At 64.7% G+C, this 26,862-nt stretch carries 28 protein-coding genes; 19 read left to right on the top strand and 9 right to left on the bottom strand.

All coding sequences use genetic code 11. The features are described from left to right. Positions 1–34: 34 nt before the first annotated feature. Genes ASH04_RS16640 through truB form a run of 3 tightly spaced genes read left to right on the top strand, consistent with a single transcriptional unit; the run spans position 35 to position 2,588 of the window. Positions 35–958 carry a metallophosphoesterase family protein gene (locus ASH04_RS16640; protein ID WP_027496756.1) on the top strand — a complete coding sequence of 308 codons (924 nt, stop codon included), beginning with the start codon at positions 35–37 and terminating at the stop codon, positions 956–958. Continuing rightward, complete coding sequence (npt, locus tag ASH04_RS16635) at positions 955–1,620, top strand: 4'-phosphopantetheinyl transferase Npt (RefSeq protein WP_027496757.1); 666 nt, start codon at positions 955–957, stop codon at positions 1,618–1,620. The genes ASH04_RS16640 and npt overlap by 4 nt, the downstream gene beginning before the upstream one ends. A 35-nt stretch (positions 1,621–1,655) precedes the next feature. Further along, the gene (truB, locus tag ASH04_RS16630) at positions 1,656–2,588 is read left to right on the top strand and encodes a tRNA pseudouridine(55) synthase TruB (RefSeq protein WP_027496758.1); all 933 of its coding nucleotides are present in this window, start codon (positions 1,656–1,658) and stop codon (positions 2,586–2,588) included. A gap of 43 nt (positions 2,589–2,631) precedes the next feature. On the opposite strand, the gene ASH04_RS16625 is transcribed toward truB, so the two are convergent. From ASH04_RS16625 to ASH04_RS16610, 4 genes are read right to left on the bottom strand one after another with little or no spacing between them, the layout of a single operon-like run. Continuing rightward, positions 2,632–3,384 (bottom strand): metal-dependent transcriptional regulator, encoded by a 753-nt coding sequence (locus ASH04_RS16625; RefSeq protein WP_370878688.1) that lies wholly within the window; start codon positions 3,382–3,384, stop codon positions 2,632–2,634. A gap of 1 nt (position 3,385) precedes the next feature. After that, a complete protein-coding gene (locus ASH04_RS16620) occupies positions 3,386–4,213 on the bottom strand; it encodes a metal ABC transporter permease (RefSeq protein WP_205912357.1) in 828 nt (275 codons plus the stop codon). A gap of 48 nt (positions 4,214–4,261) precedes the next feature. Further along, entirely contained in the window at positions 4,262–5,059 is a 798-nt protein-coding gene (locus ASH04_RS16615; RefSeq protein WP_045841827.1) for a metal ABC transporter ATP-binding protein, read from the bottom strand. Then, positions 5,056–6,018 (bottom strand): metal ABC transporter substrate-binding protein, encoded by a 963-nt coding sequence (locus ASH04_RS16610; RefSeq protein ID WP_057474078.1) that lies wholly within the window; start codon positions 6,016–6,018, stop codon positions 5,056–5,058. The genes ASH04_RS16615 and ASH04_RS16610 overlap by 4 nt, the downstream gene beginning before the upstream one ends. Before the next feature lie 103 nt (positions 6,019–6,121). On the opposite strand from ASH04_RS16610, the gene ASH04_RS16605 reads away from it, so the two are divergent. The 4 genes from ASH04_RS16605 to ASH04_RS16590 all read left to right on the top strand — a co-directional run bounded on the left by ASH04_RS16605 (position 6,122) and on the right by ASH04_RS16590 (position 11,505). Then, a complete protein-coding gene (locus tag ASH04_RS16605; RefSeq protein WP_027496763.1) occupies positions 6,122–7,090 on the top strand; it encodes a bifunctional riboflavin kinase/FAD synthetase in 969 nt (322 codons plus the stop codon). A 136-nt stretch (positions 7,091–7,226) separates the two neighbouring features. Next, positions 7,227–7,496, top strand: a complete 270-nt coding sequence (rpsO, locus tag ASH04_RS16600; protein WP_027496764.1) for a 30S ribosomal protein S15 — start codon at positions 7,227–7,229, stop codon at positions 7,494–7,496. Between the two features lie 393 nt (positions 7,497–7,889). After that, positions 7,890–10,151, top strand: coding sequence for a polyribonucleotide nucleotidyltransferase (locus tag ASH04_RS16595; protein WP_027496765.1), 2,262 nt, complete (start codon positions 7,890–7,892; stop codon positions 10,149–10,151). Further along, the gene (locus ASH04_RS16590) at positions 10,096–11,505 is read left to right on the top strand and encodes a M16 family metallopeptidase (protein WP_196250467.1); all 1,410 of its coding nucleotides are present in this window, start codon (positions 10,096–10,098) and stop codon (positions 11,503–11,505) included. The genes ASH04_RS16595 and ASH04_RS16590 overlap by 56 nt, the downstream gene beginning before the upstream one ends. On the opposite strand, the gene ASH04_RS16585 is transcribed toward ASH04_RS16590, so the two are convergent. Next, positions 11,486–12,058, bottom strand: a complete 573-nt coding sequence (locus tag ASH04_RS16585) for a TetR/AcrR family transcriptional regulator (protein ID WP_032366444.1) — start codon at positions 12,056–12,058, stop codon at positions 11,486–11,488. The genes ASH04_RS16590 and ASH04_RS16585 overlap by 20 nt on opposite strands. Positions 12,059–12,111: 53 nt before the next feature. On the opposite strand from ASH04_RS16585, the gene ASH04_RS16580 reads away from it, so the two are divergent. Further along, positions 12,112–12,786 (top strand): lysophospholipid acyltransferase family protein, encoded by a 675-nt coding sequence (locus ASH04_RS16580; protein WP_027496768.1) that lies wholly within the window; start codon positions 12,112–12,114, stop codon positions 12,784–12,786. A 32-nt stretch (positions 12,787–12,818) separates the two neighbouring features. Here the strand turns inward: ASH04_RS16580 and ASH04_RS16575 are convergent, their stop codons facing one another. Both ASH04_RS16575 and ASH04_RS16570 read right to left on the bottom strand, forming a co-directional pair. Continuing rightward, entirely contained in the window at positions 12,819–13,562 is a 744-nt protein-coding gene (locus ASH04_RS16575) for a polyprenol monophosphomannose synthase (RefSeq protein ID WP_027496769.1), read from the bottom strand. Between the two features lie 86 nt (positions 13,563–13,648). Beyond that, positions 13,649–14,416 (bottom strand): 2-phosphosulfolactate phosphatase, encoded by a 768-nt coding sequence (locus ASH04_RS16570; protein ID WP_057474077.1) that lies wholly within the window; start codon positions 14,414–14,416, stop codon positions 13,649–13,651. Between the two features lie 70 nt (positions 14,417–14,486). On the opposite strand from ASH04_RS16570, the gene ASH04_RS16565 reads away from it, so the two are divergent. Further along, positions 14,487–14,921, top strand: coding sequence for a hypothetical protein (locus tag ASH04_RS16565; protein ID WP_057474076.1), 435 nt, complete (start codon positions 14,487–14,489; stop codon positions 14,919–14,921). 125 nt (positions 14,922–15,046) lie between these two features. Then, on the top strand, positions 15,047–16,504 hold the full coding sequence (locus ASH04_RS16560; protein WP_057474075.1) for an APC family permease: 1,458 nt from the start codon (positions 15,047–15,049) through the stop codon (positions 16,502–16,504). Positions 16,505–16,506: 2 nt separating this feature from the next. On the opposite strand, the gene ASH04_RS16555 is transcribed toward ASH04_RS16560, so the two are convergent. Next, positions 16,507–16,782, bottom strand: coding sequence for a hypothetical protein (locus tag ASH04_RS16555; RefSeq protein WP_027496773.1), 276 nt, complete (start codon positions 16,780–16,782; stop codon positions 16,507–16,509). Positions 16,783–16,882: 100 nt separating this feature from the next. On the opposite strand from ASH04_RS16555, the gene ASH04_RS16550 reads away from it, so the two are divergent. Both ASH04_RS16550 and ASH04_RS16545 read left to right on the top strand, forming a co-directional pair. Then, positions 16,883–17,518 (top strand): AMIN-like domain-containing (lipo)protein, encoded by a 636-nt coding sequence (locus ASH04_RS16550; RefSeq protein WP_143536274.1) that lies wholly within the window; start codon positions 16,883–16,885, stop codon positions 17,516–17,518. An 89-nt stretch (positions 17,519–17,607) separates the two neighbouring features. Further along, positions 17,608–18,057, top strand: a complete 450-nt coding sequence (locus ASH04_RS16545) for a hypothetical protein (RefSeq protein ID WP_057474171.1) — start codon at positions 17,608–17,610, stop codon at positions 18,055–18,057. A gap of 1 nt (position 18,058) precedes the next feature. Here ASH04_RS16545 and ASH04_RS16540 read toward each other — a convergent pair whose 3' ends face one another. Next, positions 18,059–18,772 carry an aquaporin gene (locus ASH04_RS16540; RefSeq protein ID WP_057474073.1) on the bottom strand — a complete coding sequence of 238 codons (714 nt, stop codon included), beginning with the start codon at positions 18,770–18,772 and terminating at the stop codon, positions 18,059–18,061. Between the two features lie 290 nt (positions 18,773–19,062). Here ASH04_RS16540 and ASH04_RS16535 point away from each other — a divergent pair, with 290 nt between their 5' ends. From ASH04_RS16535 to ASH04_RS16505, 7 genes are all read left to right on the top strand, one after another. Next, entirely contained in the window at positions 19,063–19,422 is a 360-nt protein-coding gene (locus ASH04_RS16535) for an NADH-quinone oxidoreductase subunit A (protein WP_027496775.1), read from the top strand. 71 nt (positions 19,423–19,493) lie between these two features. Then, entirely contained in the window at positions 19,494–20,048 is a 555-nt protein-coding gene (locus ASH04_RS16530; protein WP_027496776.1) for a NuoB/complex I 20 kDa subunit family protein, read from the top strand. Continuing rightward, complete coding sequence (locus tag ASH04_RS16525; RefSeq protein ID WP_200937334.1) at positions 20,045–20,749, top strand: NADH-quinone oxidoreductase subunit C; 705 nt, start codon at positions 20,045–20,047, stop codon at positions 20,747–20,749. Before ASH04_RS16530 ends, ASH04_RS16525 begins: the two co-directional genes overlap by 4 nt. Continuing rightward, entirely contained in the window at positions 20,749–22,047 is a 1,299-nt protein-coding gene (nuoD, locus tag ASH04_RS16520) for an NADH dehydrogenase (quinone) subunit D (RefSeq protein WP_032366449.1), read from the top strand. The genes ASH04_RS16525 and nuoD overlap by 1 nt, the downstream gene beginning before the upstream one ends. Next, positions 22,044–22,940, top strand: coding sequence for an NADH-quinone oxidoreductase subunit NuoE (gene nuoE, locus ASH04_RS16515; protein WP_032366450.1), 897 nt, complete (start codon positions 22,044–22,046; stop codon positions 22,938–22,940). The genes nuoD and nuoE overlap by 4 nt, the downstream gene beginning before the upstream one ends. 1 nt (position 22,941) lies before the next feature. Continuing rightward, positions 22,942–24,243, top strand: coding sequence for an NADH-quinone oxidoreductase subunit NuoF (nuoF, locus tag ASH04_RS16510; RefSeq protein WP_032366451.1), 1,302 nt, complete (start codon positions 22,942–22,944; stop codon positions 24,241–24,243). After that, positions 24,240–26,846: an NADH-quinone oxidoreductase subunit G gene (locus tag ASH04_RS16505; protein ID WP_082519301.1), complete on the top strand. Its 2,607-nt coding sequence runs from the start codon at positions 24,240–24,242 to the stop codon at positions 26,844–26,846. Before nuoF ends, ASH04_RS16505 begins: the two co-directional genes overlap by 4 nt. The last annotated feature ends 16 nt before the right edge of the window (positions 26,847–26,862 follow it).

Raw genomic sequence — 26,862 nt, 5'->3', positions numbered from 1 at the left:
CGTCGGCGGCCGAGTGCATCGGAAGGGATCATCAGTGGCAGCCAAGTTATGGGCAGTGAGCGACATTCATGTCGGACATCGAGGCAATCGACCTGTCACCGAGGACATTCATCCCGAGTCACCCGAGGATTGGCTGATCGTCGCCGGAGACGTCTCGGAGAAGACCGACGACATCAAATGGGCGCTCGAGCTGCTGCGCAGCCGCTTCGCGAAAGTGATCTGGGTTCCGGGCAATCACGAGTTGTGGACGACGGTGAAGGACCCCGTTCAGATCCACGGAGCGGCTCGGTACGAGTACCTGGTCAATCTCTGCCGCGAGATCGACGTCGTCACTCCCGAGGATCCCTACCTGCTCTGGGAAGGCGAAGGTGGACCCGCGACGATAGTGCCGATGTTCCTGCTCTACGACTACACGTTTCTCCCGCAGGGTGCGCGGGACAAGGAGCACGGGCTGGCGATCGCGCGCGAGAAGAACGTCGTCGCCACCGACGAGTTCCTGCTGTCCTCTCAGCCGTATGCGACGCGCGATGCCTGGTGCCATGCCCGTATCGACGCCACCCGCGAGCGCCTCGACGCGCTGGACACCACGGTTCCCACCGTGCTGATCAACCACTTTCCGATGGTGCGTCAGCCGACCGAGGTGTTGTTCTACCCGGAGTTCGCCCTGTGGTGCGGGTCGACGCTGACGGCCGACTGGCACACCAGGTACAACGCGATCTGCTCGGTGTACGGTCACCTGCACATCCCGCGGACCACCTACTACGACGGCGTCCGCTTCGAGGAGGTCTCGGTGGGTTACCCGCGCGAATGGCAGCGCCGTGGACTGCCGAACAACGTTCTGCGCCAAATTCTTCCGGTTCCCGAGTATCCGCCGGGCACGTTGAACAAATGGGGCGGGCACTTCACCGTGACGCCCGAGATGGAGGCAGAGGTCGAGAAGATGAGGGCAGGCCAGTGATCGAATCGATTCTCCCCAACGGGGTCGTCTCGGCCGAATTGTTCACCGATCCACCGGGTTTGATGCCGCACCCACTCGAAGCGCCGTTGGTCGCCAAGGCGGTGGACAAGCGCAAGCGTGAGTTCACCTCGGCTCGACACTGCGCGCGTGTGGCGATGCAGAAGCTCGGTGTGGAGCCCGCGCCGATCATGCGCGGCACCTCCGGCGCACCGCAGTGGCCGAAGGGAGTGGTGGGATCGTTGACGCATTGCGACGGCTACCGCGGTGCCGTTCTGGGCTACGCCATGCAGGTTCGCTCGGTGGGAATCGATGCCGAGCCACACGGACCTCTTCCCGACGGTGTGCTCGACGCGGTCAGCCTCGAAGCCGAGCGCGAGTGGCTCTCGACCGCGGGCCGAGAAGACGTCCACTGGGATCGAGTGTTGTTCTGCGCCAAGGAGGCGACGTACAAGGCCTGGGAGCCGCTGACCGGTCGCTGGCTGGGGTTCGAGGACGCGCACATCACGTTCGAGCGCACCGGCACCGGTGACGACATCTCGGGAACGTTTCGATCCGAACTGCTGGTCCCCGGCGACACCGTGTCCGGACCTCCGCTGACGGCTTTCGACGGTCGATGGATGGTGTCCGACGGTTTGGTGATGACGGCGATCTCGGTGATGTGACGACCGGCTCGTCGCGCCTGGCACAATGCACTCTCGTGAGTGCTCGCGGAAAGATCTCGTCCGGTCTCGTCGGTGCCGGTGTGTTGGTGGTCGACAAGGGGCCGGGCGTCACCAGTCACGATGTCGTCGCGTCGTGCCGAAAGTTGTTGCAGACCAGAAAGGTCGGTCATGCGGGGACGTTGGACCCCATGGCGACCGGGGTGCTGGTTCTGGGCGTCGAGCGCGCGACCAAGATGCTCGGACTGCTGACGCTGACGACCAAGTCGTACACCGCCACTGTGCGACTGGGGCGCAGTACGACGACCGATGACGCCGAGGGTGAGGTGCTCGCCGACGTCCCGGCCACGAATGTCTCGGATTCGGACATCGCGGCCGGGGTTGCCGCACTCACCGGTGACATCGAGCAGGTTCCGGCCAGTGTCAGTGCCATCAAGGTCGACGGTCAGCGGGCACACAAGCTCTCGCGCGCCGGTGAGGAGTTCACCCTCGCCGCTCGCAAGGTCACTGTCACTCGCTTCGACGTGACGGCTCGCCGCGATGTCGTCGATTCCGATGGCCGGTTCGTCGACCTCGATGTCGAGGTGGACTGCACGTCGGGGACGTACGTGCGCGCGCTCGCACGGGATCTCGGCGCAGCACTGGGCGTCGGCGGCCACCTGACGGTTCTGCGCAGAACCAGGGTCGGGCCGTTCACGCTCGACCACGCCGTGACGCTCGAGGAATTGGCCGAGAATCCCGCTGTGGGCCTCGATATAGACGAGGCCGCGCGCACCGCATTTCCGCACCGACAGATCGATGCCGCCGAAGCGGAGTCGCTCAGCCAGGGACGCTGGCTCGATCCCGTCGGAATCGAGGGGGTCTACGCGGCTGTCGATCCCACCGGGCACACCATCGCGTTGCTGCAGGAAAAGGGCAAGCGGGCGAGCTCGGTGATGGTGGTGCGGCCGGCAACACTGCGCGGGTACTGATTTCCCGTTCGAGTCGGCCCTGCGACCGAGGGGACTGCACCGCTCAGGTGGCCGGAACCATCCAGATCGCTTCGGCGGCGCGGTGACCGAGATCGATGGACTCCGTGCTGCCGCGTCGGGCGAGTTCGATCGCCACCGTGCCGGCGTAGTCGCGTCGTTCGACCACGGTGATCGGTAGATCGAGCTCGATGCCGACCGAATCGAAGTACCGGAGCATTGCGGGGTCCGAATCGGAGATACGAGCCACTCGTCCCGACTGACCGTCGAGGTACTCGCTCAGTCTGGTTGCGGACGGCGTGTCGATGGATCCGTTGGCCGACGGAATCGGGTCCCCGTGTGGATCTCGTTCGGGGTGGCCGAGTTTGGCGTCTATCCGATCCATCATCAGATCGGATACCGCATGTTCGAGGATTTCTGCCTCGTCGTGGACCTCGTCCCAGCCGTACCCGAGTTCGCGAACGAGGTAGGTCTCGATGAGGCGATGTCGACGGACCATGCCGATGGCCGCCAGTCGGCCCTTCTCGGTGAGTGAGATGGCACCGTACCGGGCGTGGTCCACCATGCCCTGATCGGCGAGTTTGCGAATCGCCTCGGACACCGTGGATGCGGACACGCCGATTCGTTCGGAGAGCATCTTGGTGCTGACGGAGTCTTCACTCCATTCGCTGGCCGTCCAGATGACCTTGAGGTAGTCCTGCGCAACTGCGGACAGCTGTACGCCCTCGTCGGCCGGAGCTGGATCGTCTTTTCGTTGCGCCACGTCGCCGAGCTTAGGCAATCCAATGGAAAAAGACATCTCACCCGGCCGGAGCCACCGTCACCTGTCCTCGGCGGCGCAGAGCGCGCGTGACGATGCCCTGCGCCGGGCTGAACAGGTACGCCAGCACGAACACCAGGCCTTGGGCCAGCACCACGCTGCCACCCGAGGAGACGTCGAGATAGAAACTGGCGTAGATACCGACCAGGGCGCAGCCCACCGAGATGGCGGGGGCAATCATCAGCATGCGGCCGAAGCTGTGGGTGAGTAGGTATGCGGTTGCGCCGGGTGTGATCAGCATGGCGACGACCAGGATGACGCCGACGGCCTGAAGCGCCACGACGGTCGTCAGCGCGAGCAGCGTCAACATCGCGGCCGAGATCACGCTCGGATTGATGCCGACCGCGCGAGCCTGCGTGCGGTCGAAGGCGAACAGAGTGAAATCGCGACGCTTGATCACCATCACGGCCAACGCCAGTCCGCCGAGCACGAACACCTGGATCATGTCCGACTGCGACACCCCGAGCAGGTTTCCGAACAAGATGTGGTTGAGGTCGATCTGGCTCGGAAACTTGGAGATCAGGACGACGCCGAGGGCGAACAACGTGGTGAACACGACGCCGATCGCGGCGTCCTCCTTGACGATGGTGGTGTTGCGAACCACCCCGATGGCACCGACCGCGATGAGTGCGAACAGCAGCGCGCCGATGGCGAACGGCGCACCCAGCAGATAGGACAGGGCGACGCCGGGGAGTACCGCGTGCGATACGGCGTCCCCCATCAGTGACCAGCCGATGAGTACGAGCCAGCAGCTCAACACTGCGCAGACGATCGAGGCGGTGACGGTCACCAACAACGCACGCTGCATGAAGGTGTATTCGAGAGGATTGACGACGAAGTCGATCAGGTACACGGTTCAGCTCGCTTCCGAAGTAGGAGAGCTCGCGCCCAGTTCGTCGATCTTCGACGGGTCCATGCCGAAGGCCAGTGCCAGGTTCTCCGGGCGCAACACCTCGGCTGGACTGCCGTGCATCAGGACCCGCTGCTGCAGCAGGATTGCCTCGTCGCACAGTTCCGGAAGGGCGTGCAGATCGTGGGTGGACACCAGGACGGACGCACCCTGAGCGGCCAGTTCTCGGAGGAGTCGCGTGATCGTCGCCTCGGTCTTCTTGTCCACTCCTGCGAACGGCTCGTCGAGGAGCAGCAAGGATGCTTCCTGAGCGATGGCGCGGGCCACGAATGCCCGTTTGCGCTGTCCGCCGGAGAGTTGCCCGATCTGTCGATCGGCGAGCTCGGTGAGATCGACTCGTCTCAGGGCCGCGTCCACCGCAGCTCTGTCTGCCGCACGAGGGGTTCGGAGAAAGTTCTGTTTGCCGTAACGACCCATCATCACCACGTCCCGGACGCTGATGGGGAAGGTCCAGTCGACCGATTCGGCCTGGGGCACGTAGCTGACCGTCCCGGCTTTGCGGGCCCGGGCGGGGTCGCCGCCGAAGACCGTGATCGAACCGGCATCGGTCTTGACGACGCCCATGATGGCCTTGAACAGCGTCGACTTACCCGATCCGTTCATTCCGACCAGGCCGCAGACGCGTCCGGGTGCGAGGGTCAGGCTCGCGCCGACCAGCGCCACGACGTCTCGGTACCGAACGTCGACGGCGTCGACGGTCAGCGCGGCACCGTCCCGGTTCGCACCCGAGATGTGCCGGGTCATCGCGTGCCCACCAACGCGTCGGCGATCAGCCGCGCGTCGTAACGCAGCAGATCGAGGTAGGTGGGCACGGGTCCGTCGGCGGCGCTGAGGGAGTCGACGTACAGCTTTCCGCCGAAGCGGGCACCGGTGTCCTCGGCGACCTGGAGCTGAGCCTTGTCCGAGACGGTCGACTCGCAGAAGACGGCAGGCACGGCGTTGTCACGTACGAAATCGATGGTGCGGACCACTTGTTTGGGTGTCCCTTCCTGTTCGGCATTGACCGGCCACAGATACGCCTCCTGCAGGTCGAAGTCGCGGGCCAGATAGCCGAACGCGCCCTCACACGTCACCAGAGCACGTTGCTGCGCCGGAAGTTGGGCCAGATCGGATTCCAGTTCGTCGCCGACCGACCGCAGCTCGGTGATGTACGCGGCGGCGTTGGCGCGGTATTCCTCGGCATGGACAGCGTCGAGCGCCACGAACGCGTCGGCGATGTTGGTGATGTAGGTCTCCGCCACGACCGGCGACATCCAGGCATGTGGATTGGCCTTGCCCGCATACGCGTCGTCGCGGATGTAGACGGGTTCCACATGTGCGCTGACGACCGCGTGCGGTGCCGGCACCCGCTCGACGAACTTCTCGAACCACGCCTCGAGTCCCAGACCGTTGTCCAGGATCAGATCGGCGCTTTCGGCAGTGCGTAGGTCGCCGGGTGTGGGCTCGTACCCGTGAATCTCGGCTCCGGCCTTGGTGATCGACTCCACACGGAGGTGATCGCCTGCAACGTTCGCGGCCATGTCGGCCAGCACCGTGAACGTCGTCAGCACCAACGGTCTGCCGTCGTCCATCGACGTCGGCTCGTCGTCGCCGACCGCGCGAGCGCATCCGCTCGACGTCGCTACCAGCAGTCCCGCCACGGCCCAGCTCGCAACGATTCGGCCCACGCGAGATCCGCGGGATCGAAGAAATAAGTTAGGCACCCCGAAATATTTACCGTGGGGACACCCTTTTGTCCATACCTGCCGCACGCGACACGCCTGTCCGAGGATGACCGAGCGGCCGCCGGGCCGTAGGCTTCGCGGTGTGCAGAGATGGCGAGGTCTCGACGATGTACCTGCCGACTGGGGCCGATGTGTGCTCACGATCGGTGTGTTCGACGGCGTTCACCGCGGACATGCGCAGTTGATCGGTAGAGCAGTGGCCGCAGCTCGGGAACGCGGCGTACCCAGCGTGCTCATGACCTTCGATCCCCACCCGATGGAAGTGGTCCGTCCGGGTAGTCACCCCGCGCAGTTGACGACGTTGACCCGGCGTGCCGAACTGGCCGAGGAACTGGGTATCGACGTGTTCTGTGTCATGCCGTTCACGCCCGAACTGATGAAACTCACCCCCGAGCGATACGTGCACGAGATCCTCATCGAACGCCTGCACGTTGCAGAAGTGGTCGTAGGCGAGAACTTCACCTACGGGAAGAAGGCGCTCGGGACGGTCCCCATGCTGCGCAAGATCGGCGAACGGTCCGGCTTCGCGGTCGACGGAGTCAACCTGTTGGCCGAGCATGCCGTCACGTTCTCGTCCACCTACATCAGGTCGTGCGTGGACGCCGGGGACGTCGCGGCAGCAGCCGCAGCGCTCGGCCGCCCGCATCGCGTCGAGGGTGTCGTCGTGCACGGCGACGGACGCGGCCGTCAAATGGGCTATCCCACAGCCAATGTCGCTCCGCCGATGTACTCGGCCATACCGGCGGACGGGGTCTACGCCGCCTGGTTCACCGTGCTCGGTCCGGGTCCGATCATGGGGACGGTCACTCCGGGGGAGCGGCACCCGGCGGCGGTGTCGGTGGGCACGAATCCGACGTTCTCGGGACGCACCAGGACCGTCGAGGCGTTCGTGCTCGACGGCGAGGGAGACCTATACGGGCAGCACGTGGCAGTCGACTTCGTCGAGCGACTGCGCGGAATGGAGAAGTTCGATTCCATGGAAGCTCTCGTGGAGGAGATGGGCCGGGACGCCGACCGGGCCCGCTCGATCCTGGCCGCCAGCGCAGCCTGATAGGCTGACTCCTCGGTGTTCGCTGCGGTCCGCGGCGGCTGCACCGGCTTCGATACCGCCCGGATGATCATGCATCGTCCACGGCGGGGCCCGTTGCTTCCTTTCACGCGGACGTCATTGATCAGGAGTAGTACCAGTGGCATTGACCACCGAACAGAAGAAGGCCGTTCTCGGCGAGTACGGCTTGCACCCCACCGACACGGGTTCGCCCGAGGCGCAGGTTGCAATGCTCACCAAGCGCATCGTCGACTTGACCGAGCACCTCAAGATGCACAAGCACGATCACCACTCCCGCCGCGGCCTGTTGCTGCTGGTCGGACGTCGTCGTCGTCTGCTCAAGTACATCGCGAAGGTAGACGTCACTCGCTACCGTTCGCTCATCGAGCGTCTGGGTCTGCGTCGATAACTTCGATCGACGCGAGGATGTTTCCGATGCATGGTTCGACGCGCCGGTGTACACCCGACTCGCAGCAATAGTGCAGTAGCCAACGAGGCAGTGCTTAGACTGTTCCTCGTTGGCTTTCTGTGTTTGTACCGCAGCATCAGGATAGTCAGCACGACCAGCGGATACACGGTATCCGCACACCGCCGTGTATGCCTGTCACGCCGTGGTGTCGGTCTTCGGTAGTGGCTTTTCGGATACGAGATCCGGAGGGCTTCGATCGATGGCCGCCTCCGCGCAGCCGCGTCCCGAGACGAACTCTCGGAGATGGACGGCACAGGTATGCCGCCACAGCCAGGAGGGCTGGTGGTGTGTCCACGCGGGCACGGCAAAGACGAGAGGACGAGAACAGAACACATGTCGGACACCACAACATTGGACGCCGAAGAAGGCGTCTACGAAGCAACAGCGATCATCGACAACGGCTCTTTCGGTAAGCGGAGCATCCGCTTCGAGACGGGTCGCCTCGCACAGCAGGCCGCAGGCGCAGTCGCCGCGTACCTCGACGAGGACACCATGCTGCTGTCGGCAACGACGGCGGGCAAGCACCCCCGTGAGGGATTCGATTTCTTCCCGCTGACGGTCGACGTCGAAGAGCGCATGTACGCCGCGGGCCGTATCCCCGGATCGTTCTTCCGCCGCGAGGGCCGTCCGTCCACCGACGCCATCCTCACCTGCCGCCTGATCGACCGGCCGCTGCGTCCGACGTTCGTCGACGGACTGCGCAACGAGATCCAGGTCGTCATCACGGTCATGAGCCTCAACCCCGCCGATCTGTACGACGTCGTCGCGATCAACGCCGCGTCGGCATCGACCCAGATCGCCGGTCTGCCGTTCTCCGGTCCGATCGGCGGCGTTCGCGTCGCGCTGATCGACAAGCAGTGGGTTGCGTTCCCGACCAACGAGCAGCTCGAGAAGGCCGTGTTCAACATGGTCGTCGCCGGCCGCATCGTCTCCGGCTCCGGTGCCGACGCCGACGTCGCGATCATGATGGTCGAGGCCGAGGCCACCGAGAACGTCATCGAGCTCATCGAGGGCGGCGCTACCGCACCCAACGAGGCAGTTGTCGCCGAGGGCCTCGAGGCCTCGAAGCCCTTCATCGCAGCCCTGTGCACCGCACAGCAGGAGCTCGCGTCCAAGGCCGCCAAGCCGACCGGCGACTACCCGGTCTTCCCGGCGTACCAGAGCGACGTCTTCGAAGCCGTCGAGAACGCCGCGAAGATCCCGCTCAACGAGGCACTGACCATTGCCGGCAAGGCCGAGCGCGAGAACAAGCTCGACGAGGTCAAGGCTCAGGTCCTCACCTCGGTCGGAGACAGCTTCGCCGGCCGCGAGAAGGAGATCGGTGCCGCGTTCCGCGCACTGACCAAGAAGTCGGTTCGCCAGCGCATCCTCACCGATCACTTCCGCATCGACGGCCGCGGCATCACCGACATCCGGTCGTTGTCCGCCGAGGTCGCGATCATCCCGCGTACCCACGGATCGGCTCTGTTCGAGCGCGGCGAGACCCAGATCCTGGGCGTCACCACCCTCGACATGGTCAAGATGGCGCAGCAGGTCGACTCGCTCGGGCCCGAGACGTCCAAGCGCTACATGCACCATTACAACTTCCCGCCGTACTCCACCGGTGAGACCGGCCGCGTCGGTTCGCCGAAGCGTCGCGAGATCGGTCACGGCGCACTCGCCGAGCGCGCTCTGCTGCCGGTTCTGCCCAGCCAGGCAGAGTTCCCGTACGCCATCCGCCAGGTCTCCGAGGCATTGAGCTCCAACGGCTCGACCTCGATGGGCTCGGTCTGCGCATCGACTCTGTCGCTGCTCAATGCCGGTGTGCCGCTGCGTGCCCCGGTTGCCGGTATCGCGATGGGCCTCGTGTCCGACGAGGTCGACGGCGAGACTCGCTACGTCGCCCTCACGGACATCCTCGGTGCCGAGGACGCGTTCGGCGACATGGACTTCAAGGTCGCCGGAACCAAGGACTTCGTCACCGCCCTGCAGCTCGACACCAAGCTCGACGGCATTCCCTCCAAGGTGCTCGCCGGCGCGCTGTCACAGGCGAAGGATGCTCGCACGACGATCCTCGAGGTCATGGCCGAGGCCATCGACACCCCGGACGAGATGAGCCCGTACGCACCTCGCGTCACCGCGATCAAGGTGCCGGTCGACAAGATCGGCGAGGTCATCGGGCCCAAGGGCAAGATGATCAACTCCATCACCGAGCAGACCGGTGCCAACATCTCGATCGAAGATGACGGCACTGTCTACGTCGGTGCAGCGGACGGCCCGTCCGCACAGGCCGCGATCGACATGATCAACGCCATCGCCAACCCGCAGCTGCCGAAGGTCGGCGAGCGATTCCTCGGAACCGTCGTCAAGACAACGGCTTTCGGTGCATTCGTCTCGCTGCTCCCGGGCCGCGACGGACTGGTGCACATCTCGAAGCTCGGTAACGGCAAGCGCATCAACAAGGTCGAGGACGTCGTGAGCGTCGGGTCGAAGTTGCGCGTCGAGATCGCCGATATCGACAACCGCGGCAAGATCAGCCTCGTTCCCGTCGAAGACGACAATGCAGCTGCTCCCGCCGACGCTCCCGAGGCACCCGCCGAGGTCAGCGCTGAGTAAGAAGCAAGCGAGCCGAACGGTACGTCCCCTCGGGACGTACCGTTCGGCCGTTCCAGAGACCAGCGGCACCGACACGGGCGTTCGACGCACGACTCTGCCCGGCGGCCTTCGGGTCGTCACCGAGTTCGTTCCCGGCGTTCGCTCGGCATCGGTCGGTGTGTGGGTCGGCGTCGGCTCGCGCGACGAGCAACCCAGCGTCGCCGGTGCCGCGCACTTCCTCGAACATCTGCTGTTCAAGTCGACGCCGACGCGTAGTGCGCTCGAGATCGCCCAGGTGATGGACGGTGTCGGGGGAGAGCTGAACGCATTCACTTCCAAGGAGAGCACGTGCTTCTACGCGCACGTGCTCGACGAGGACGTCGCGCTCGCGATCGATCTCGTCAGCGATGTGGTGCTTCGTGGTCGGTGTAGATCGGCAGATGTGGACGTCGAGCGTCAGGTGGTCCTCGAAGAGATCTCCATGCGCGACGACGATCCCGAGGATCTCCTGGGAGATGCTTTCCTGGAAGCGATGTTCGGTGATCACCCGATCGGGCGTCCGATCATCGGATCTGTCGAATCCATCGAATCGATGACCCGTTCCCAACTGCATTCGTTCCATGTTCGCCGCTATACGCCGCAACGGATGGTCGTCGCCGTCGCAGGCAACGTCGATCACAAGCAGATTGTGTCCTTGGTACGTCGCGCCTTCGCGGGTCATCTGGAAAAGGGCCTGAGGCCGGCCGAAAAGCGTAGCGGCACAGCGCGATTGCGCCAGAATCCGACGCTGAGCCTGACCACCCGGGACAGCGAACAGGCGCATCTGTGCCTGGGCGTACGGGCGTTCGGACGTCACGAAGGACACCGCTGGGCATTGTCGGTACTGAATTCTGCTGTCGGCGGTGGGCTCAGTTCTCGCCTGTTCCAGGAGATCAGGGAAGAGCGCGGACTGGCTTACTCGGTGTACTCCTCGGTGGATACGTTTGCCGACAGCGGGGCGTTCTCGGTGTACGCGGGATGCCAGCCGGAGAACCTGGGCGAGGTCACCACGGTGATTCGCGAGGTGCTCGCCAAGGTTGCGGCCGAGGGCATCACCGATGCCGAGTGCGCTCGCGCCAAGGGGTCGTTGCGCGGTGGATTGGTGCTGGGACTGGAAGATTCGGGTTCTCGGATGAACCGTATCGGTCGCAGCGAACTGAACTACGGCAATCACCGAGACATCACCGACACCCTGGCGCGTATCGACAGTGTCGGCAACGACGAGGTGCGTGAGGTCGCGGCGGTGTTGCTCGATCGGCCCTTCGGTGCCGCCGTGGTGGGGCCGTACAAGTCGGTCCGGCAATTGCCCGCGTCGGTCAAGTCTCTGATTCGCTGACGTTCCTGATCGCGTCGCGCACTGCGCGGCGGATCAGGGATGTCACCATCGGCGTGCCGCCTATGGGGTCGAGCGCCCGCGTGGAGTGCAGCGCCGCGATCCCGTGCGCGGAGGTCCACAGTCGCAGGGCTACGAACTGTGGATTCTCCGGAACAACCGCACCGACCGTCTCGATCAACGTATCGAACAGCGGGCGTGAGGTGTCGCCGAGCTTCTCGCCGGAACCCTCCAGCAGGTCGTGCCGAAACATCAGCGCGAACATCGCCGGTCGCTCCACCGCGAACTGCACGTAGGCCTCGGCAATTGCGTCGAGAGCAGTCAGGGGTGAATTCGACTGCCGAGCCGCCGATGTCGCTCGTTCACCGAGATCGACGAGCCCGACCCTGGCCACGGCTGCGGCCAGAGCGTTCAGCGTCGGGAAGTATCGCCGCGGGGCACCGTGCGACACTCCCGCCTCTCGGGTCACCGCTCTGATCGTCAGCCCGTCCTGCCCGTCACGGTCGAGCAATCGCACGCCTGCGTCCACCAATCGGGTCCTGAGGTTGTCCGCCACGTAGACATTGTCTACTCTCGGCGTCGACGTTGTCCAGCCGAAGGGGTCGAACCATGTGGTACCTGTTGTTCAAATACGTGCTCATCGGACCGATTCTCCGAGTTCTCGGCCGTCCGTCGGTGGTCGGCCTGGACAATCTTCCGACCTCCGGTCCGGTCATCATCGCCGGAAATCACCTGACCGTCGTCGATTCTTTCTTTCTCGTTCTTCTGGTTCGACGTCGGGTCACGTTCATCGCGAAAAGCGAGTACTTCACCGGTAGAGGTGTCAAGGGGGCCGCGCTCCGGTGGTTCTATTCCGCGACGGGCCAAGTCCCGGTCGATCGACGCGGCTCCGCCGCCTCGGAGCCGGCGCTCGAAGCCGCGAAAAGTGTTCTGCGACAGGGGGACATCTGGGCTGTCTATCCGGAAGGCACTCGGTCACCCGACGGCAGACTGTACAAGGGTAAAACCGGTATGGCGCGGGTCGCGATCGAGACCGGTGCTCCCGTCGTGCCGGTGGTCGTCCACGGAACGCTCGGGTTCAATCCGGTGGGTTCGCGGATGTGGAGACCGGCAAAGGTGCGACTGGTCGTCGGCGAACCGATGGACTTCTCCAGATATGCCGGGGGACAATCCAATCGGGTCATCATCCGTGCTGTCACGGATCAGGTCATGGCATCGTTGGCGGACCTGTCGGGTCAGGAGTACGTCGATCTGTACGCCGCCGATGTCAAGGCGGCGTCATGAGCACCGTGGGCCGATGTCGAGATGAGGTGTGCTCAGAGCTTCTTCTTGTTCCGCAACAACTTCCAGGGCACCAAGGCTGATTCGAGCTGGACCGACAGGCTCATCTTCGACTCGCCTTCGCTACGCTCCTCGAACGTGATCGGTACCTCGGCGAGAGTGAGCCCGTGTTTGACGGTGCGGTAGTTCATCTCGACCTGGAACGCGTACCCGTTGCTCTCCACCGACGCAACGTCGATCGTGCGGAGCGTGCGGGCATGCCATGCCTTGAAGCCGGCGGTGGCGTCCTTGACTCCGAGACGAAGAATCGTGTTCACGTAGAAGTTGGCCCACGCCGACAGCGCCTTGCGGTGCCACGGCCAGTCCGCCGCGACCGAACCGCCGGGGACGTAGCGCGAACCCAGCACGACCGCGGCGTCGGTGCTCTGCAGCTTGTCGATCATCGCCGGAATCACCTCGGTGGGGTGCGACAGATCGGCGTCCATCTGGATCACGATGTCGGCTCCCTCGTCGAGGGCCCGTGTCATGCCGGCCACGTATGCGCGGCCCAGACCGTTCTTCTCGGTGCGGTGCAGAACGGAGACCTCGAGGGGACCGTCGATGGCGAGTTTGTCGGCGATGTCACCGGTTCCGTCGGGGGAATTGTCGTCGACCACGAGAACACCGAGCCCCTCGACCTTCAGCCCGGCCAGCAGTTCGACCAGCTTGGGGAGGTTCTCGCGTTCGTTGTACGTCGGTACAACGACGGTGGTCTTCGGGGCGACTCGTTCCGTACTCACCACCGTATGATCCGTGATTCCGTGTTCCGATCAAAATTTCGGACACGATCGGCCGCGTCGGTGCGGGTTTCGGAGGCCCGATGGGGCTATCGGCCTCGGTGCTCGACGAAGGTATCGCCGCGCAGTATCGGCACGCAGGAACTCGAACCGACTTCGGCGGCGATGTCGACGTCCTCGGGGTGGCCCATCGCTATGAGCTCCCGCCCCGAGCCGCATCGCCGCAGCTCGGTCGCTATATCCGCCGCGGCCGCGTGCCACGCGGTCGCAGCGACCACCGCCTCGGGGGATGGATCGAACAGGCCGGACTCCACGAGCGGTGCCAGCACGGCTCCGGCACCCCACAGGTCCTCCACTGCGGGCCGCAACGACGAATCGGGCCATCTCTCGCCGGCGGCTATGACTGCAATCACGCTGTGGGGGTGCTCGTCGACGACCCACTGCGCGATCGCGGCGGCGTTGCGGAGCGATGCGCCCACGCACGCGTCGACCCGGGCGGCGAGTGCGTGGGCGATCGTGGAACCGTTCGGCGACGGCAACACGAGTCGACTCGGTGGTGGTGCGGCGGCGCGCACGGTGGCAGGACACAAGCTGATGTCGCCCGGCGTGGCAACCGAACGGCCGACTGCGAGAACGGCGTCGTGTTGCTCGGCCAGGTGGGTGGCACGGTCGTCGCGCCATCGGCTGGGTACGACCTCGATTCCGGCGTCCACCGCCACCGTCAGAGTGGTCGTGAACGACAGGACGTCCACGACGACGGCGATGTCGGCACCGGCGACCACAGCGTCGATCGCGGACAGCCCCCACTCGAAGCGCAATGCGCAGTCGTTCTGAGTGTGGGCGGAGTCGACCGGCATTGCGGAACCGTAACCAACATTGCCCCCGGTGCTACGTTCGGCCCGGACAGCGGAACCAGGGGAGGCGCGGATGCAGCTGGAGATCGACACGAAAGTGATCGTGTTCGCGTCGGGTGTGTTGCTGATGTGGGCGTTGGCGCTGGGAGTACTCAAGTACCACCAGATGACCAGGTCGAGCGACGGAACCGCGCACCGATACGTCGACATCGCGCATCGGGCAGCGTTGATGTACTCCTTCGCTGCGCTCGTGCTGGCGGCTCTCGCGCACTACAGCGCCTGGCCGACGGTGGTCGACCTGACCGCAGCGGTGGTGGTGCTGGTGTTCTTCGTCGCCGCGATCGCCGGCTACACCGTGCACGGGATCCGGCGAGACACCGAGAATCAGTTCGTCCATCCCGTTCCGGGGACGCACCTGTTCATGCTCGCTCTGATCGTCGGCGAGATCGGCGGGACCGCGGTACTGCTGGCCGGATTTTTCGCCGAACAATTCTTGGGACGGTCCTAGTGTCGCTCGGTCCCGAGGACGGTTGTGACGCAAGGATTTCCGATTTGTCCGGATAACCGACAATCGCGAAAACAAACACCACCTTTCCTCCGGCGCGGAAACAGTGGATGGCTTAGCGTCGGGAAATGGGAATGTTTCGCACGAAGTCCGTCGACGAGATCGAGAGCGACGTCGACGACGAGGGGTCCGGCAGTCTGCGCAAGCAGCTCGGGTTACGCGATTTGGTCGGTTTCGGGGTCGGCATCGTCATCGGAACCGGCATATTCACGCTCACCGGTGTACAGGCCAAAGAAAATGCCGGCCCGGCGGTCGTGATCTCCTTCGTCATCGCCGGTGTCGTGAGTTTGCTTGCCGCACTGTGTTATGCGGAACTTGCATCGGCCGTGCCGACGGCGGGCAGTGCGTACACGTACGCGTACGCCACCCTGGGGGAGCTGTTCGCGTGGATCATCGGATGGGATTTGATCCTCGAATTCGCTTTGGGTGCTGCCGTTGTCGCTCGAAGCTGGTCCGGCTACCTCGCGGATCTCTTTTCTCTGCCACCCAGCTTGTTCACGGAGGAAGCGCCGGTGAGCGTGGGGGCTGTTGCCATCGTCGCGGTGCTGGGCGTCATTGCCGCTGTGGGAGTCAAGGAGTCGGCGCGAGTGACCAACGTGCTGGTTCTGATCAAGGTCGCCATCTCGGTGTTCATCGTGGTCGCCGGCCTGTTCTTCGTCCAGAAATCGAACCTGGTTCCGTTCGTACCCGAGTCCGTGCCCGCCGAGGCCGGTGGCTCGACGCTCGATCAGCCCCTGATGCAGGCCGTGGCCGGAATCGCACCCTCGGCGTTCGGATTTGCCGGCGTCGTCACCGCTGCAGCGGTCGTGTTCTTCGCCTACACAGGATTCGAGGCCGTTGCCAATCTCAGTGAGGAGGCCGAGCGGCCCGCCCATGATCTGCCTCGTGCACTGATCGGCACGCTCGTGGCATGCACGTTGCTGTACATGATGGTCGCGTTCGTCGTCACCGGCATGGTGAAATACACCGAGCTCGACGACAGCGCACCCATTGCCAAGGCGTTCGATTCTGTGGGTGCAGGCTGGGCTGGAGTTCTGGTCTCGATAGCGGCCGTGGCGGGTCTGACGTCGGTCATTCTGGTCGAGTTGGTGACCATCAGCCGAATCGGCTTCGCGATGGGCAGGGACGGTTTGCTACCCAAGTCGGTTGCGAAGGTGTCTCCCCGTTTCGGGACTCCGACCCGGTTGACCGTCGGCGTCGTGGTGTTCGTGGCGCTGCTGGGGGCCCTGGTACCGCTGAAGGAACTGGCCGAGATGGTCAGCATCGGAGCCCTGTTCGCGTTTCTGCTGGTCTCGGCGGCAGTGCCGATCCTGCGTCGGACCAAGCCGGATCTCGAGCGGCCCTTTCGAGTTCCGCTGTCTCCCGTCGTGCCGATTCTGTCCGGGCTCTCGTGCGTCTACCTGATGGCCAACCTGGTGGTGGAGACGTGGATACGGTTTCTGGTCTGGTTGGCCCTCGGTCTGTTGATCTACTTCGCCTACGGGCGCCGCAACGCGAGGTTGGCGACCGAGGTGGTCGACCGATAGACCTACCGTCGGTCAAGGTAGAGCTCCGCCGTCTCCGTTGCCACGGCCGCGACCGCCGAGGCGAGGCCGGGCTCGAGATCCAGAGCCGTCGCGAGTGGCTCGCCGCGAAGATTCGACGATCGAAGCAACTCCCAGGCCCGCTCGACCAGTCGCACCGAGGTCGGGTGGTCCAATTCCGGTCGGTTGGACCGCAGCGCGGTGGCCGCCCAGTCCGCGTCGAACGTCCCGTTGGGAGGTCCGAACACGCGTTCACCGGACGAATAGCTCGTGGGCTCCATGCTCGACGACGCTAGCAGGATTTGCGGCAGGTGGGACCGTGACCGAACTGCGGCCGATCGACACTATCGAACCGATCGGTTTCATCTGTACGGTGAGTCGATGAGCGAGGGGTATCGCAGGCTTGTGGCGGCCGGGTCGGTCGTAGCACCACTGCTTGCTGCTGTGCTGCTCGTCGGTTGCTCCGCCGGTGAGGCCGCTCGCCCGACGCCCGATGCGTCACCGCCACCGAACTTCGAGACCGCCACCGGCTCGCTCGTGGTCGGTGACCCGTTCACCGCGCCGACCGCCCCGACCGAAACGCTGCCGCCGGTCGTGCCGGGACTGTCGCTGGAGGGAATTCGTCACCCGTCGGGCTCACCCGTGGCGGTGACGGACGTGGTGTTGGGAGCCTCCTCCGTCGAGTATCGACTGCGCGGCAACGGGCCGGTGTCCTACACGGTGCGCTACGTCGACGAGGCCGTCCGATACGGAACCAGTGAGCCGGTCGCGCTTCCCGGGCGAGCCGTACTCCAGGTCGACATCGCCGGTACCTCGACCGAGCCGGATGTCACGGTCGTTCCGTATGCCGGGCCGGATCGGATTCGCAACGAGCCGGACTCCGCCGTGGTGGCAGTCGACTTCCTGGCCGATGCCGATGGAATCTCACAGTCCTTCGTCGCCGTGGCGTCCGACCGTCCGGACTTCGCGGTGCACAGCACCGAGGAACCGGCGGCCGTGGTCGTCACCATCTCCTGAGCTGCCGCCACACGACGTCGACGACGCGAAAGTACCTCTGCGACGTGCGTTCGGGCCCGGTCCACCGGGGGCCGCGCTACCATCGCGGTGTGTCCGACGCCACAGCGAGAGCAAGTTCGGCAGGTCAGGTGCGTGTGCTCGTGTACAGCAGTAACGCGGCCACGCGCGCTCAGGTGATGTCTGCGGTGGGCACCCGGCCCGATCCGGCGCTCGGCGTCGTCGACTTCGTCGAGGTTGCCACCGCGGCCGTGGTGATCGAGCACCTGGACGCGGGGGGAATCGATGTGGCGATCCTCGACGGTGAGTCCTCGCCCGTCGGCGGGCTGGGTTTGGCCAAGCAACTCAAGGACGAGATCGACGACTGCCCGCCGGTGCTGGTGCTCATCGGACGCCCCGACGACCGGTGGTTGGCCGACTGGTCGCGCGCCGAGGCCGCAGTTCCCCATCCAGTGGATCCGATCCGACTCGGGCGCGCGGTGGTCGATCTGCTGAGGCAGCACTCGGGTCGCGTCGGTGCCAGGGTCTCTCGATCGCGGTAGATCAGACCGTTTTCTCCGATGCGGGCACCGTCAGCACGAACCGGTGTATCGAGCCGGCGACAGCAGCTCCGAGCATGGGGAACACCACGAACACCCACAGTTGTGACAGGGCAGGGCCGCCGGCGACGAGGGCGGGGCCGAGGGACCGAGCAGGGTTGACCGAGGTCGAGTCGATTCCGATGCCCAGCAGGTGAACCACGGTCAGGGTCAGGCCGATCGGGATACCGGCCGCCACGACGGGGTGAACGGTGGGGGCCGTGGTGGCGAGTACGACGAGGACGAGCAGGCCGGTCGCGATCGTCTCGAACACCGCGACCGACGCCACGCCATACGCTCCGGGCGAGGAGCTGCCGAATCCGTTGGTGCCCAGACCGTCCGACGACATGTCGTATCCGGGACGGCCTGACGCGACGAACAGTACGATCAGCGCGCCGATCACTGCACCGACGGCCTGGGCGGCGATGTAGAACGCAGCCTTGACCGGGGTGATGGCGCGAGCTATCAGGGCGCCAATCGTCACGGCCGGGTTGATGTGGCATCCCGAGATCGGGCCGATCGCGTAGACGAGGGCAAGCAGTGTGAGCCCGAACGCCAGGGCGATGCCCGGGGTTCCGACGGTGTCGCCCGCGATGACGGCGGTGCCGACGCCGAATATCACGAGCAGGGCAGTTCCCAGTCCCTCGGCGGCGAGCGCCGAGACGGAAATCGACTTCATCGTCTCTCCTCAGTGGTGGCGGCAGCCCGGGTCGGGTGGCCGGAAATGTTCGGTGATTGGTCGTCCCTCGCGGTGTGGACCGCATGTGAGGCAAGAGTGATGTGGATCACATCAATGATTGGGTCCGAGGGTGGGTGGCCCATGCGCGTCAACGGTTTACGAAACTGGACTGCTCGAAATCCCGCGAGATCTGCACCGAACCCATACTGTGTGGTTCAGGTCACATTGGTACGGCCGTCGCATTTACTTTCGCGGCGGCGCGGTCGTCGATCGAGGGAGCGGATGCCCGAATGAACGCCTACGTTCCGATTCTCGTCCTGGGTGCCGTCGCAGTCGCGTTCGCGGTCTTCTCGGTGATGGTCGGCACGATGGTGGGACCCGCCCGATACAACCGAGCGAAGTTCGACGCGTACGAATGTGGAATCGAACCCACGATGCATGCGCCTACGGGACAACGATTTCCGGTGAAGTTCTATCTCACCGCGATGCTGTTCATCATCTTCGACATCGAGATCGTCTTCCTCTATCCCTGGGCCGTCCACCTCGACGTTCTCGGTGCGTTCGGGCTCGTCGCGATGGCGTTGTTCGTCGTGAACGTGTCGGTGGCCTACGTGTACGAGTGGCGGCGAGGCGGGCTCGGTTGGGACTGACCACACGATCTCGGATACGACGACGGAACGATGCACTGTTCTCATTCTGCGGAAGCGAAAGAGCGTGATCGATGGGACTCGAAGAGAAGCTACCCAGCGGATTCCTGCTGACCACCGTCGAGGGGTTGGCCGGGTACGCACGTAAGGGCTCGCTGTGGCCCGCCACCTTCGGGCTCGCATGTTGTGCCATCGAAATGATGGCCACCACGTCCGGCCGTTTCGATCTCGCGCGATTCGGAATGGAAGCGTTTCGCGCGTCCCCCCGGCAGGCGGATCTGATGATCGTGGCCGGCCGCGTCAGCCAGAAGATGGCTCCGGTGTTGAGGCAGGTCTACGACCAGATGGCAGAACCGAAATGGGTTCTCGCCATGGGTGTCTGTGCATCCTCGGGCGGAATGTTCAACAACTACGCGGTGGTCCAGGGAGTGGACCACATCGTGCCCGTCGACATCTATCTGCCCGGGTGCCCGCCTCGGCCCGAGATGCTGCTCAACGCAATCCTGGAGTTGCACAAAAAGATTCAGCAGATGCCGTTGGGTGTGAACCGGGAACAGGTGCGAGCGGCCGCCGAGGCGGCTGCACTCTCGTCCACCCCGACGATCGATCTGAAGGGTTTGCTCCGATGACGGCGCAGCCGCCGGGTGGGATGTCTCAGCCGCCAGGAAAAATGTCTCAGCGGCCACGCGGGATGTTCGGGGTTCGCGGTAGTGGCGACACGTCGGGCTACGGCCGATTGGTGCCGCCGGCGGCAGCGGAGGACACCGCGACGCGGCCCTACGGCGGCTACTTCGATGCCCTCGTCGATCGGTTGGCCACCGTCCTTCTTGCTGTGAACCCCGTCGCTACGTTCGACGCCGCCGTCGAACGGGTGGTGATTCATCGCGGCGAATTGACGCTGCATCTGGTGCGGGAGTACTTGCCTGCCGTCGCCCAGGCGCTACGGGACGACGAAGAATTGCGATTCGAATTGTGTACCGGCGCATCGGGTGTGCACTATCCGGACCTGATCGGCCGGGAGTTGCACGTTGTGTACCATCTGGTCTCCATCACGCACGGCCGTCGGCTCCGACTCGAAGTTGCCGTCCCCGACGACGATCCACACAGTCCGTCGCTGTGCGGGGTGTATCCCACCAACGACTGGCACGAGCGCGAGGTCTACGACTTCTTCGGCATCGTCTTCGACGGTCATCCTGCATTGACGCGGATCGAGATGCCCGACGACTGGGTCGGTCATCCACAACGCAAGGACTATCCGCTGGGCGGAATTCCCATCGAGTACAAGGGCGCTCGCGTCGCGCCTCCCAACGAGCGCAGGTCGTACAACTGATGAGTGCAACGGACGAAACCATCTACGCGGTCTCCGGACAGGACTGGGACGACGTCGTCGAGTTGGCCCGCGGATCGAGTACCGAGCGGATCGTGGTCAACATGGGCCCGCAGCACCCGTCAACACACGGCGTGCTGCGGTTGATTCTCGAAATCGAGGGCGAGACCGTCACCGAGGCTCGTTGCGGGATCGGGTATCTGCACACGGGAATCGAGAAGAATCTCGAGTACCGAAACTGGACCCAGGGCGTCACGTTCGTCACCCGCATGGACTACCTGTCGCCGTTCTTCAACGAAACCGCATACTGCCTCGGCGTGGAGAAGCTACTGGGTATAACCGACGACATTCCCGAGCGCGCCACGGTGATCCGGGTGATGCTGATGGAGCTGAATCGCATCTCGTCGCATCTCGTCGCATTGGCCACGGGCGGAATGGAATTGGGAGCGGTCACCGCGATGCTGTTCGGGTTCCGTGAGCGCGAGCTGATACTCGACGTCTTCGAGGCCATCACCGGCCTGCGCATGAACCACGCCTACATCCGGCCGGGCGGACTGTCGCAGGACCTACCCGAGGACGCGGTCGGCAGGGTACGTGAGCTCCTTCGCGTGCTGCCGGGACGCCTGCGCGACCTCGAACTCATGCTCAACGACAACCCGATCTGGAAAGCCAGAACCGAGAACGTAGGTTATCTGGATCTCACCGGATGTATGGCGCTGGGCGTCACCGGTCCGGTGCTGCGTTCGACCGGACTGCCCTACGACCTGCGACGGTCCGATCCGTACTGCGGGTACGAGAACTACGAGTTCGACGTGGTGACCGACACCGGATGCGACTGCTACGGGCGATATCTGATTCGCGTCGAAGAAATGAAGGAATCGCTCAAGATAGTCGAACAGGCCCTCGACCGCCTGCGTCCCGGCCCGGTCGTCATCGACGACAAGAAGATCGCGTGGCCGGCCGAGCTGGTCTCGGGACCCGATGGCCTGGGCAACTCTCAGGAGCATGTGCGGACCATCATGGACACCTCGATGGAATCGCTGATTCACCACTTCAAACTGGTGACCGAGGGAATGCGGGTCCCGGCCGGCCAGGTGTTGTCCTCGGTGGAGTCGCCGCGAGGGGAGCTCGGGGTACACATCGTCAGCGACGGTGGAACCAGGCCGTACCGAGTGCATTTCAGAGATCCGTCCTTCACCAACCTGCAAGCGGTGGCGGCAATGTGCGAGGGCGGAATGATCTCCGACGTCATCGCCGCGGTCGCCAGTATCGACCCGGTGATGGGTGGGGTGGATCGATGACCGCGCAGCCCCAGTCGGAACCGGTTCTGATCCAACTCGGAGCCCGGCCGGACGAACCGGTGCAACTGGCCACGCCGGGTGCACGAACGTCGTATCCCGCCGAGGTGCTCGCCCGGCTGCACGCCGACGCCGATATCGTCGTCGCGCGCTATCCGCAGGCCAGATCGGCCCTGCTGCCGCTGCTCCATCTCGTGCAAGCCGAGGACGGCTGCCTCACGCCCGCTGGAATCGAATTCTGCTCGGAGGTACTCGAACTCACCGGGGCGGAGGTGACTGCAGTCGCGACCTTCTACTCGATGTATCGACGCGAACCCACCGGGACGTACCGCGTCGGCGTGTGCACCAACACGCTGTGTGCTGTCATGGGCGGCGACGCCATCATGGACGCGCTGCGTGATCACCTGGATGTCGAGCACGGAGGTACCACCGCCGACGGCACGATCACCCTCGAACACATCGAGTGCAATGCCGCATGCGATTACGCCCCGGTGATGATGGTCAATTGGGAGTTCTTCGACAACAGCACCCCGTCGTCTGCGCGGGATCTGGTCGATGCACTTCGATCCGGCACCCAGGTCACACCGACGCGTGGAGCACCGCTGTGCACGTTCCGCGAAACCGAGCGGATTCTCGCCGGATTTTCCGACGATCGGCCCGAGGCACTCGAAGCGACCGGTAGTGCAGGCGATGCCACCCTGGCCGGACTGCGATACGCGCGCGAACACGCGATGTCGGCACCCGAGGCCGGGGCACGACCGAACGACGATCACCCGGACGTCGGCGCCGCGGCCGCACCGGAGACGGTGCGAGACAAGCCCGCACCGGCACCCTCGGCGACTGTGCCACCACAACCGAACACCACCGAGACCGATCCACCGACGAACGGAGCGTGACATGGCCCTGACGCCGGTGTTGAGCGAGTTCTGGGACGAGAAGAATTCCTGGACGCTCGACGTCTACCGCAGCCACGACGGATACCGCGGGCTCGAGAAGGCCCTCGCGATGGACCCCGACGACCTCATCGCCTTCGTCAAGGAATCCGGATTACGCGGTCGCGGCGGCGCAGGATTTCCGACCGGAACGAAGTGGAGCTTCATCCCGCAGAACGACGGTAAAGAGCATTATCTGGTGGTCAATGCCGACGAGTCCGAGCCGGGTACCTGCAAGGACATGCCACTGCTGATGGCGAGCCCGCACACTCTGGTCGAAGGAATAGTGATCGCCGCGTACGCAATTCGCGCATCCCATGCATTCGTGTACGTCCGCGGCGAGGTAGTGCCGGTGCTACGCAGGCTGCAGGCTGCGGTCGCCGAGGCCTACGCGGCGGGCTATCTGGGAAAGGGTGTTCTCGGAACGAAATTCGACTTGGAGTTGGTGATCCACGCCGGAGCCGGCGCGTACATCTGCGGAGAGGAAACAGCCCTCCTCGACTCGTTGGAAGGTCGGCGCGGACAACCTCGGCTGCGGCCACCGTTCCCCGCAGTGGCGGGCCTCTACGCACGCCCGACGGTGGTGAACAACGTCGAATCGATCGCCAGCGTTCCAGTGATCCTGCGCAAAGGAATCGAGTGGTTCCGATCGATGGGTAGCGAGAAGTCACCCGGCTTCACGCTGTACTCCATCTCGGGCCACGTCTGCCGTCCAGGCCAGTACGAGGCACCGTTGGGGATCACGCTGCGGGAGTTGCTCGGCTACGCGGGCGGGATCAGACCGGGACACGAACTGAAGTTCTGGACGCCGGGAGGATCCTCGACGCCGATGTTCACCGGCGAGCATCTCGATGTCCCACTCGACTACGAGGGCGTCGGTGCCGCCGGATCGATGCTGGGCACCAAGGCCCTGCAAATATTCGACGAGACGACCTGCGTGGTGCGAGCGGTGCTGCGCTGGACCGAGTTCTACGCACACGAATCCTGCGGCAAATGCACACCGTGCCGGGAGGGCACGTACTGGCTGGTGCAAATTCTGCGTCGCCTCGACGGTGGAACCGGCACCGAGGCCGACCTGACGACCCTGCTCGACATCGCCGACGGCATCGCCGGAAAGTCCTTCTGCGCGTTGGGAGACGGTGCCGCCAGCCCGATCGTGTCTTCGCTGAAGTACTTCCGTGACGAATACATCCGTCACGTCACCGAGCAGGGATGCCCCTTCGATCCACACCGATCGACCCTGATGGCAGAGGAGCTGACGTCATGACTGCAGCAGCACATGGTCGTTCCGCAGGCTCCACTCCTGCATCCCCGGGTCATTCCGCAGGCTCCACTCCTGCCAATCCCGATCACTCGGTCACCAGAGTAGAGATGGTGACACTGACCATCGACGACCACGAGATCAGTGTTCCCAAGGGCACGTTGGTGATTCGTGCGGCCGAGTTGATGGGCGTACAGATTCCGCGATTCTGCGATCATCCGCTGCTCGATCCGGTGGGCGCCTGCCGCCAATGTCTGGTCGATGTCGAGGGGCAACGCAAGCCGTTGGCGTCCTGTACGACGACCGTGGCCGAGGGCATGGTGGTGCGCACTCAGGTGACGTCGGAGGTCGCGGGCAAAGCGCAACGTGGCGTCATGGAATTGCTGCTGATCAATCATCCTCTCGATTGCCCGGTGTGCGACAAGGGTGGTGAGTGTCCACTGCAGAATCAGGCGATGGCCGCGGGTCGCACCGAGTCCAGGTTCACCGAGACCAAACGTACGTATCCCAAACCGATTCCGTTGTCGGCCGAGGTTCTGCTCGATCGCGAACGCTGTGTCCTGTGCGCTCGATGTACTCGCTTCGCGGCGCAGGTTGCCGGTGATCCATCCATCGAGCTGCTCGAACGCGGTGCCGTGCAACAGGTCGGCATCTTCGGCACCGAGCCGTTCGACTCCTACTTCTCGGGGAACACCGTCCAGATCTGCCCCGTGGGTGCACTGACGAACACCGAGTATCGGTTCCGAGCGCGCCCGTACGATCTGACGTCCTCGCCGAGCGTGTGCGAACACTGCGCAGGAGGCTGTGCGCAACGCACGGATCATCGTCGTGGCAAGGTCCTCCGCCGGTTGGCTGGTGACGATCCCCAGGTCAACGAAGAGTGGAACTGCGACAAGGGCCGGTGGGCATTCAAGTACGCCAGCGAGCCGGACCGCATCGGCGCACCGATGGTCAGAGACGAATCGTGGGCTCTGGTCGAGACGTCCTGGTCGGCCGCATTGGCGGCGGCGGCAACGGGACTGGCTGCGTCGATCGGGAACGCTGCGGTACTCGTGGGCGGAAGATCGACTGTCGAAGACTCCTACGCATACGCCAAGTTCGCGCGAACAGTGCTGCACACCAATGACATCGACTTCCGCAACCGTGCTCACAGCGCCGAGGAAGCGGAGTTCCTGGCCGGTCGTATCGCGGCGACGGGGCTGGGCGTGACCTACTCGGATCTCGAAAACGCTCCTGTGGTGTTGATGGTGGGGTTCGAGCCCGAAGAAGAGTCACCGCTGATGTTCCTCAGGTTGCGCAAGGCGCGCCGGACCCGCGGCGTGGTCGTGGCGTCCATCGCATCCTGGGCCAGCCGCGGTCTGCGCAAGCTCGACGGGGTGCTCCTGCAGTCGATTCCCGGCGAGGAACCACAGTGGCTCGACGCACTGCACGTGGGTGACCGCGGTACCGAATCGATCGCCCAGCTCCTCCGGAGCCCTGGAGCGATCGTGCTCGTGGGCGAGCGGCTCGGTTCCGTTCCCGGTGCATTGTCCGCAGCGTCGAAGTTGGCCGACGACACCGGAGCGAACCTGGCATGGATTCCGCGACGGGCAGGAGAGCGCGGTGCCCTCGACGCAGGCACGTTGCCGAACCTGCTGCCGGGCGGGCGGCCCGTCGCCGACGCCGCCGCCCGCGCCGAGGTGGCAGCCGTGTGGGGAGTGACAGAACTGCCTACGGACGCGGGCCGAGATACCGCGGCGATACTGGCGGATGCCGGGCCTGACCGCGCCCTGATCACCGCAGGGATCGACCCGGACGATCTGCCCGATCCGCAGGGTGCGCTCGACGCGGTGGACCGATCGGCATTCGTGGTCAGCCTCGAACTACGCCACAGCGCCGTCACCGAGCGGGCCGACGTGGTGTTTCCGGTGGCACCGGTGGTCGACAAGCCCGGAACCTTCGTCGACTGGGAGGGCAGGCCTCGCACGTTCGACACGGCACTCGGTGCCGGCGCAGTATTGCCCGACCAACGCGTTCTCGACGCCATTGCCGCGCAGATGGGAGTCGAACTGTCGCTACCCGACGCGGCGGCGGCGCGCGGCGAGTTGGCACGGCTGGGAGCCTGGAGCGGATCACGGATTCCTGTGGCCCGAGTGGCACCACGGCGAGATATGCCGACGCTCTCCATCGGCCAGGCAATTCTGGCCACCTGGCGAATGCTCATCGATTCGGGACGGATGCAGGACGGCGAGGACAATCTCGCGCAGACCGGCAGGGCACCCGTGATCAGGCTGTCCGAGACGACGGCGTCGAGCATCGAAGCGTCGCCCGGCGACCTGGTCAGGGTCGAGACGGGCCGGGGCTCGATCACGTTGCCACTGAAGATCACCGATCTACCCGACAACGTGGTGTGGGTACCGATGAACTCGCCCGGTTCTTCGGTGTACCGCTCACTCGGCGCGGAGTCGGGTGCGGTGGTGAGGATTTGCAGGGATCAGCCCGCGGAACGACCCGAGGGTGCAGGAGTGGAGCCTGCGGAACGACCCGGGGGTGCAGGAGTGGAGCCTGCGGAACGACCCGGGGGTGCAGGAGTGGAGCCTGCGGAACGACCCGGGGGTGGTGCATCGTGATTGCCGCAGCGCCGAC

The sequence above is a fragment of the Rhodococcus sp. Leaf233 genome, assembly GCF_001426165.1.
Classification (GTDB): Bacteria; Actinomycetota; Actinomycetes; order Mycobacteriales; family Mycobacteriaceae; genus Rhodococcoides; species Rhodococcoides fascians.
The sequence above is the reverse complement of the archived record's forward strand: the minus strand, read 5'-3'. Positions and strand labels throughout refer to the sequence as shown.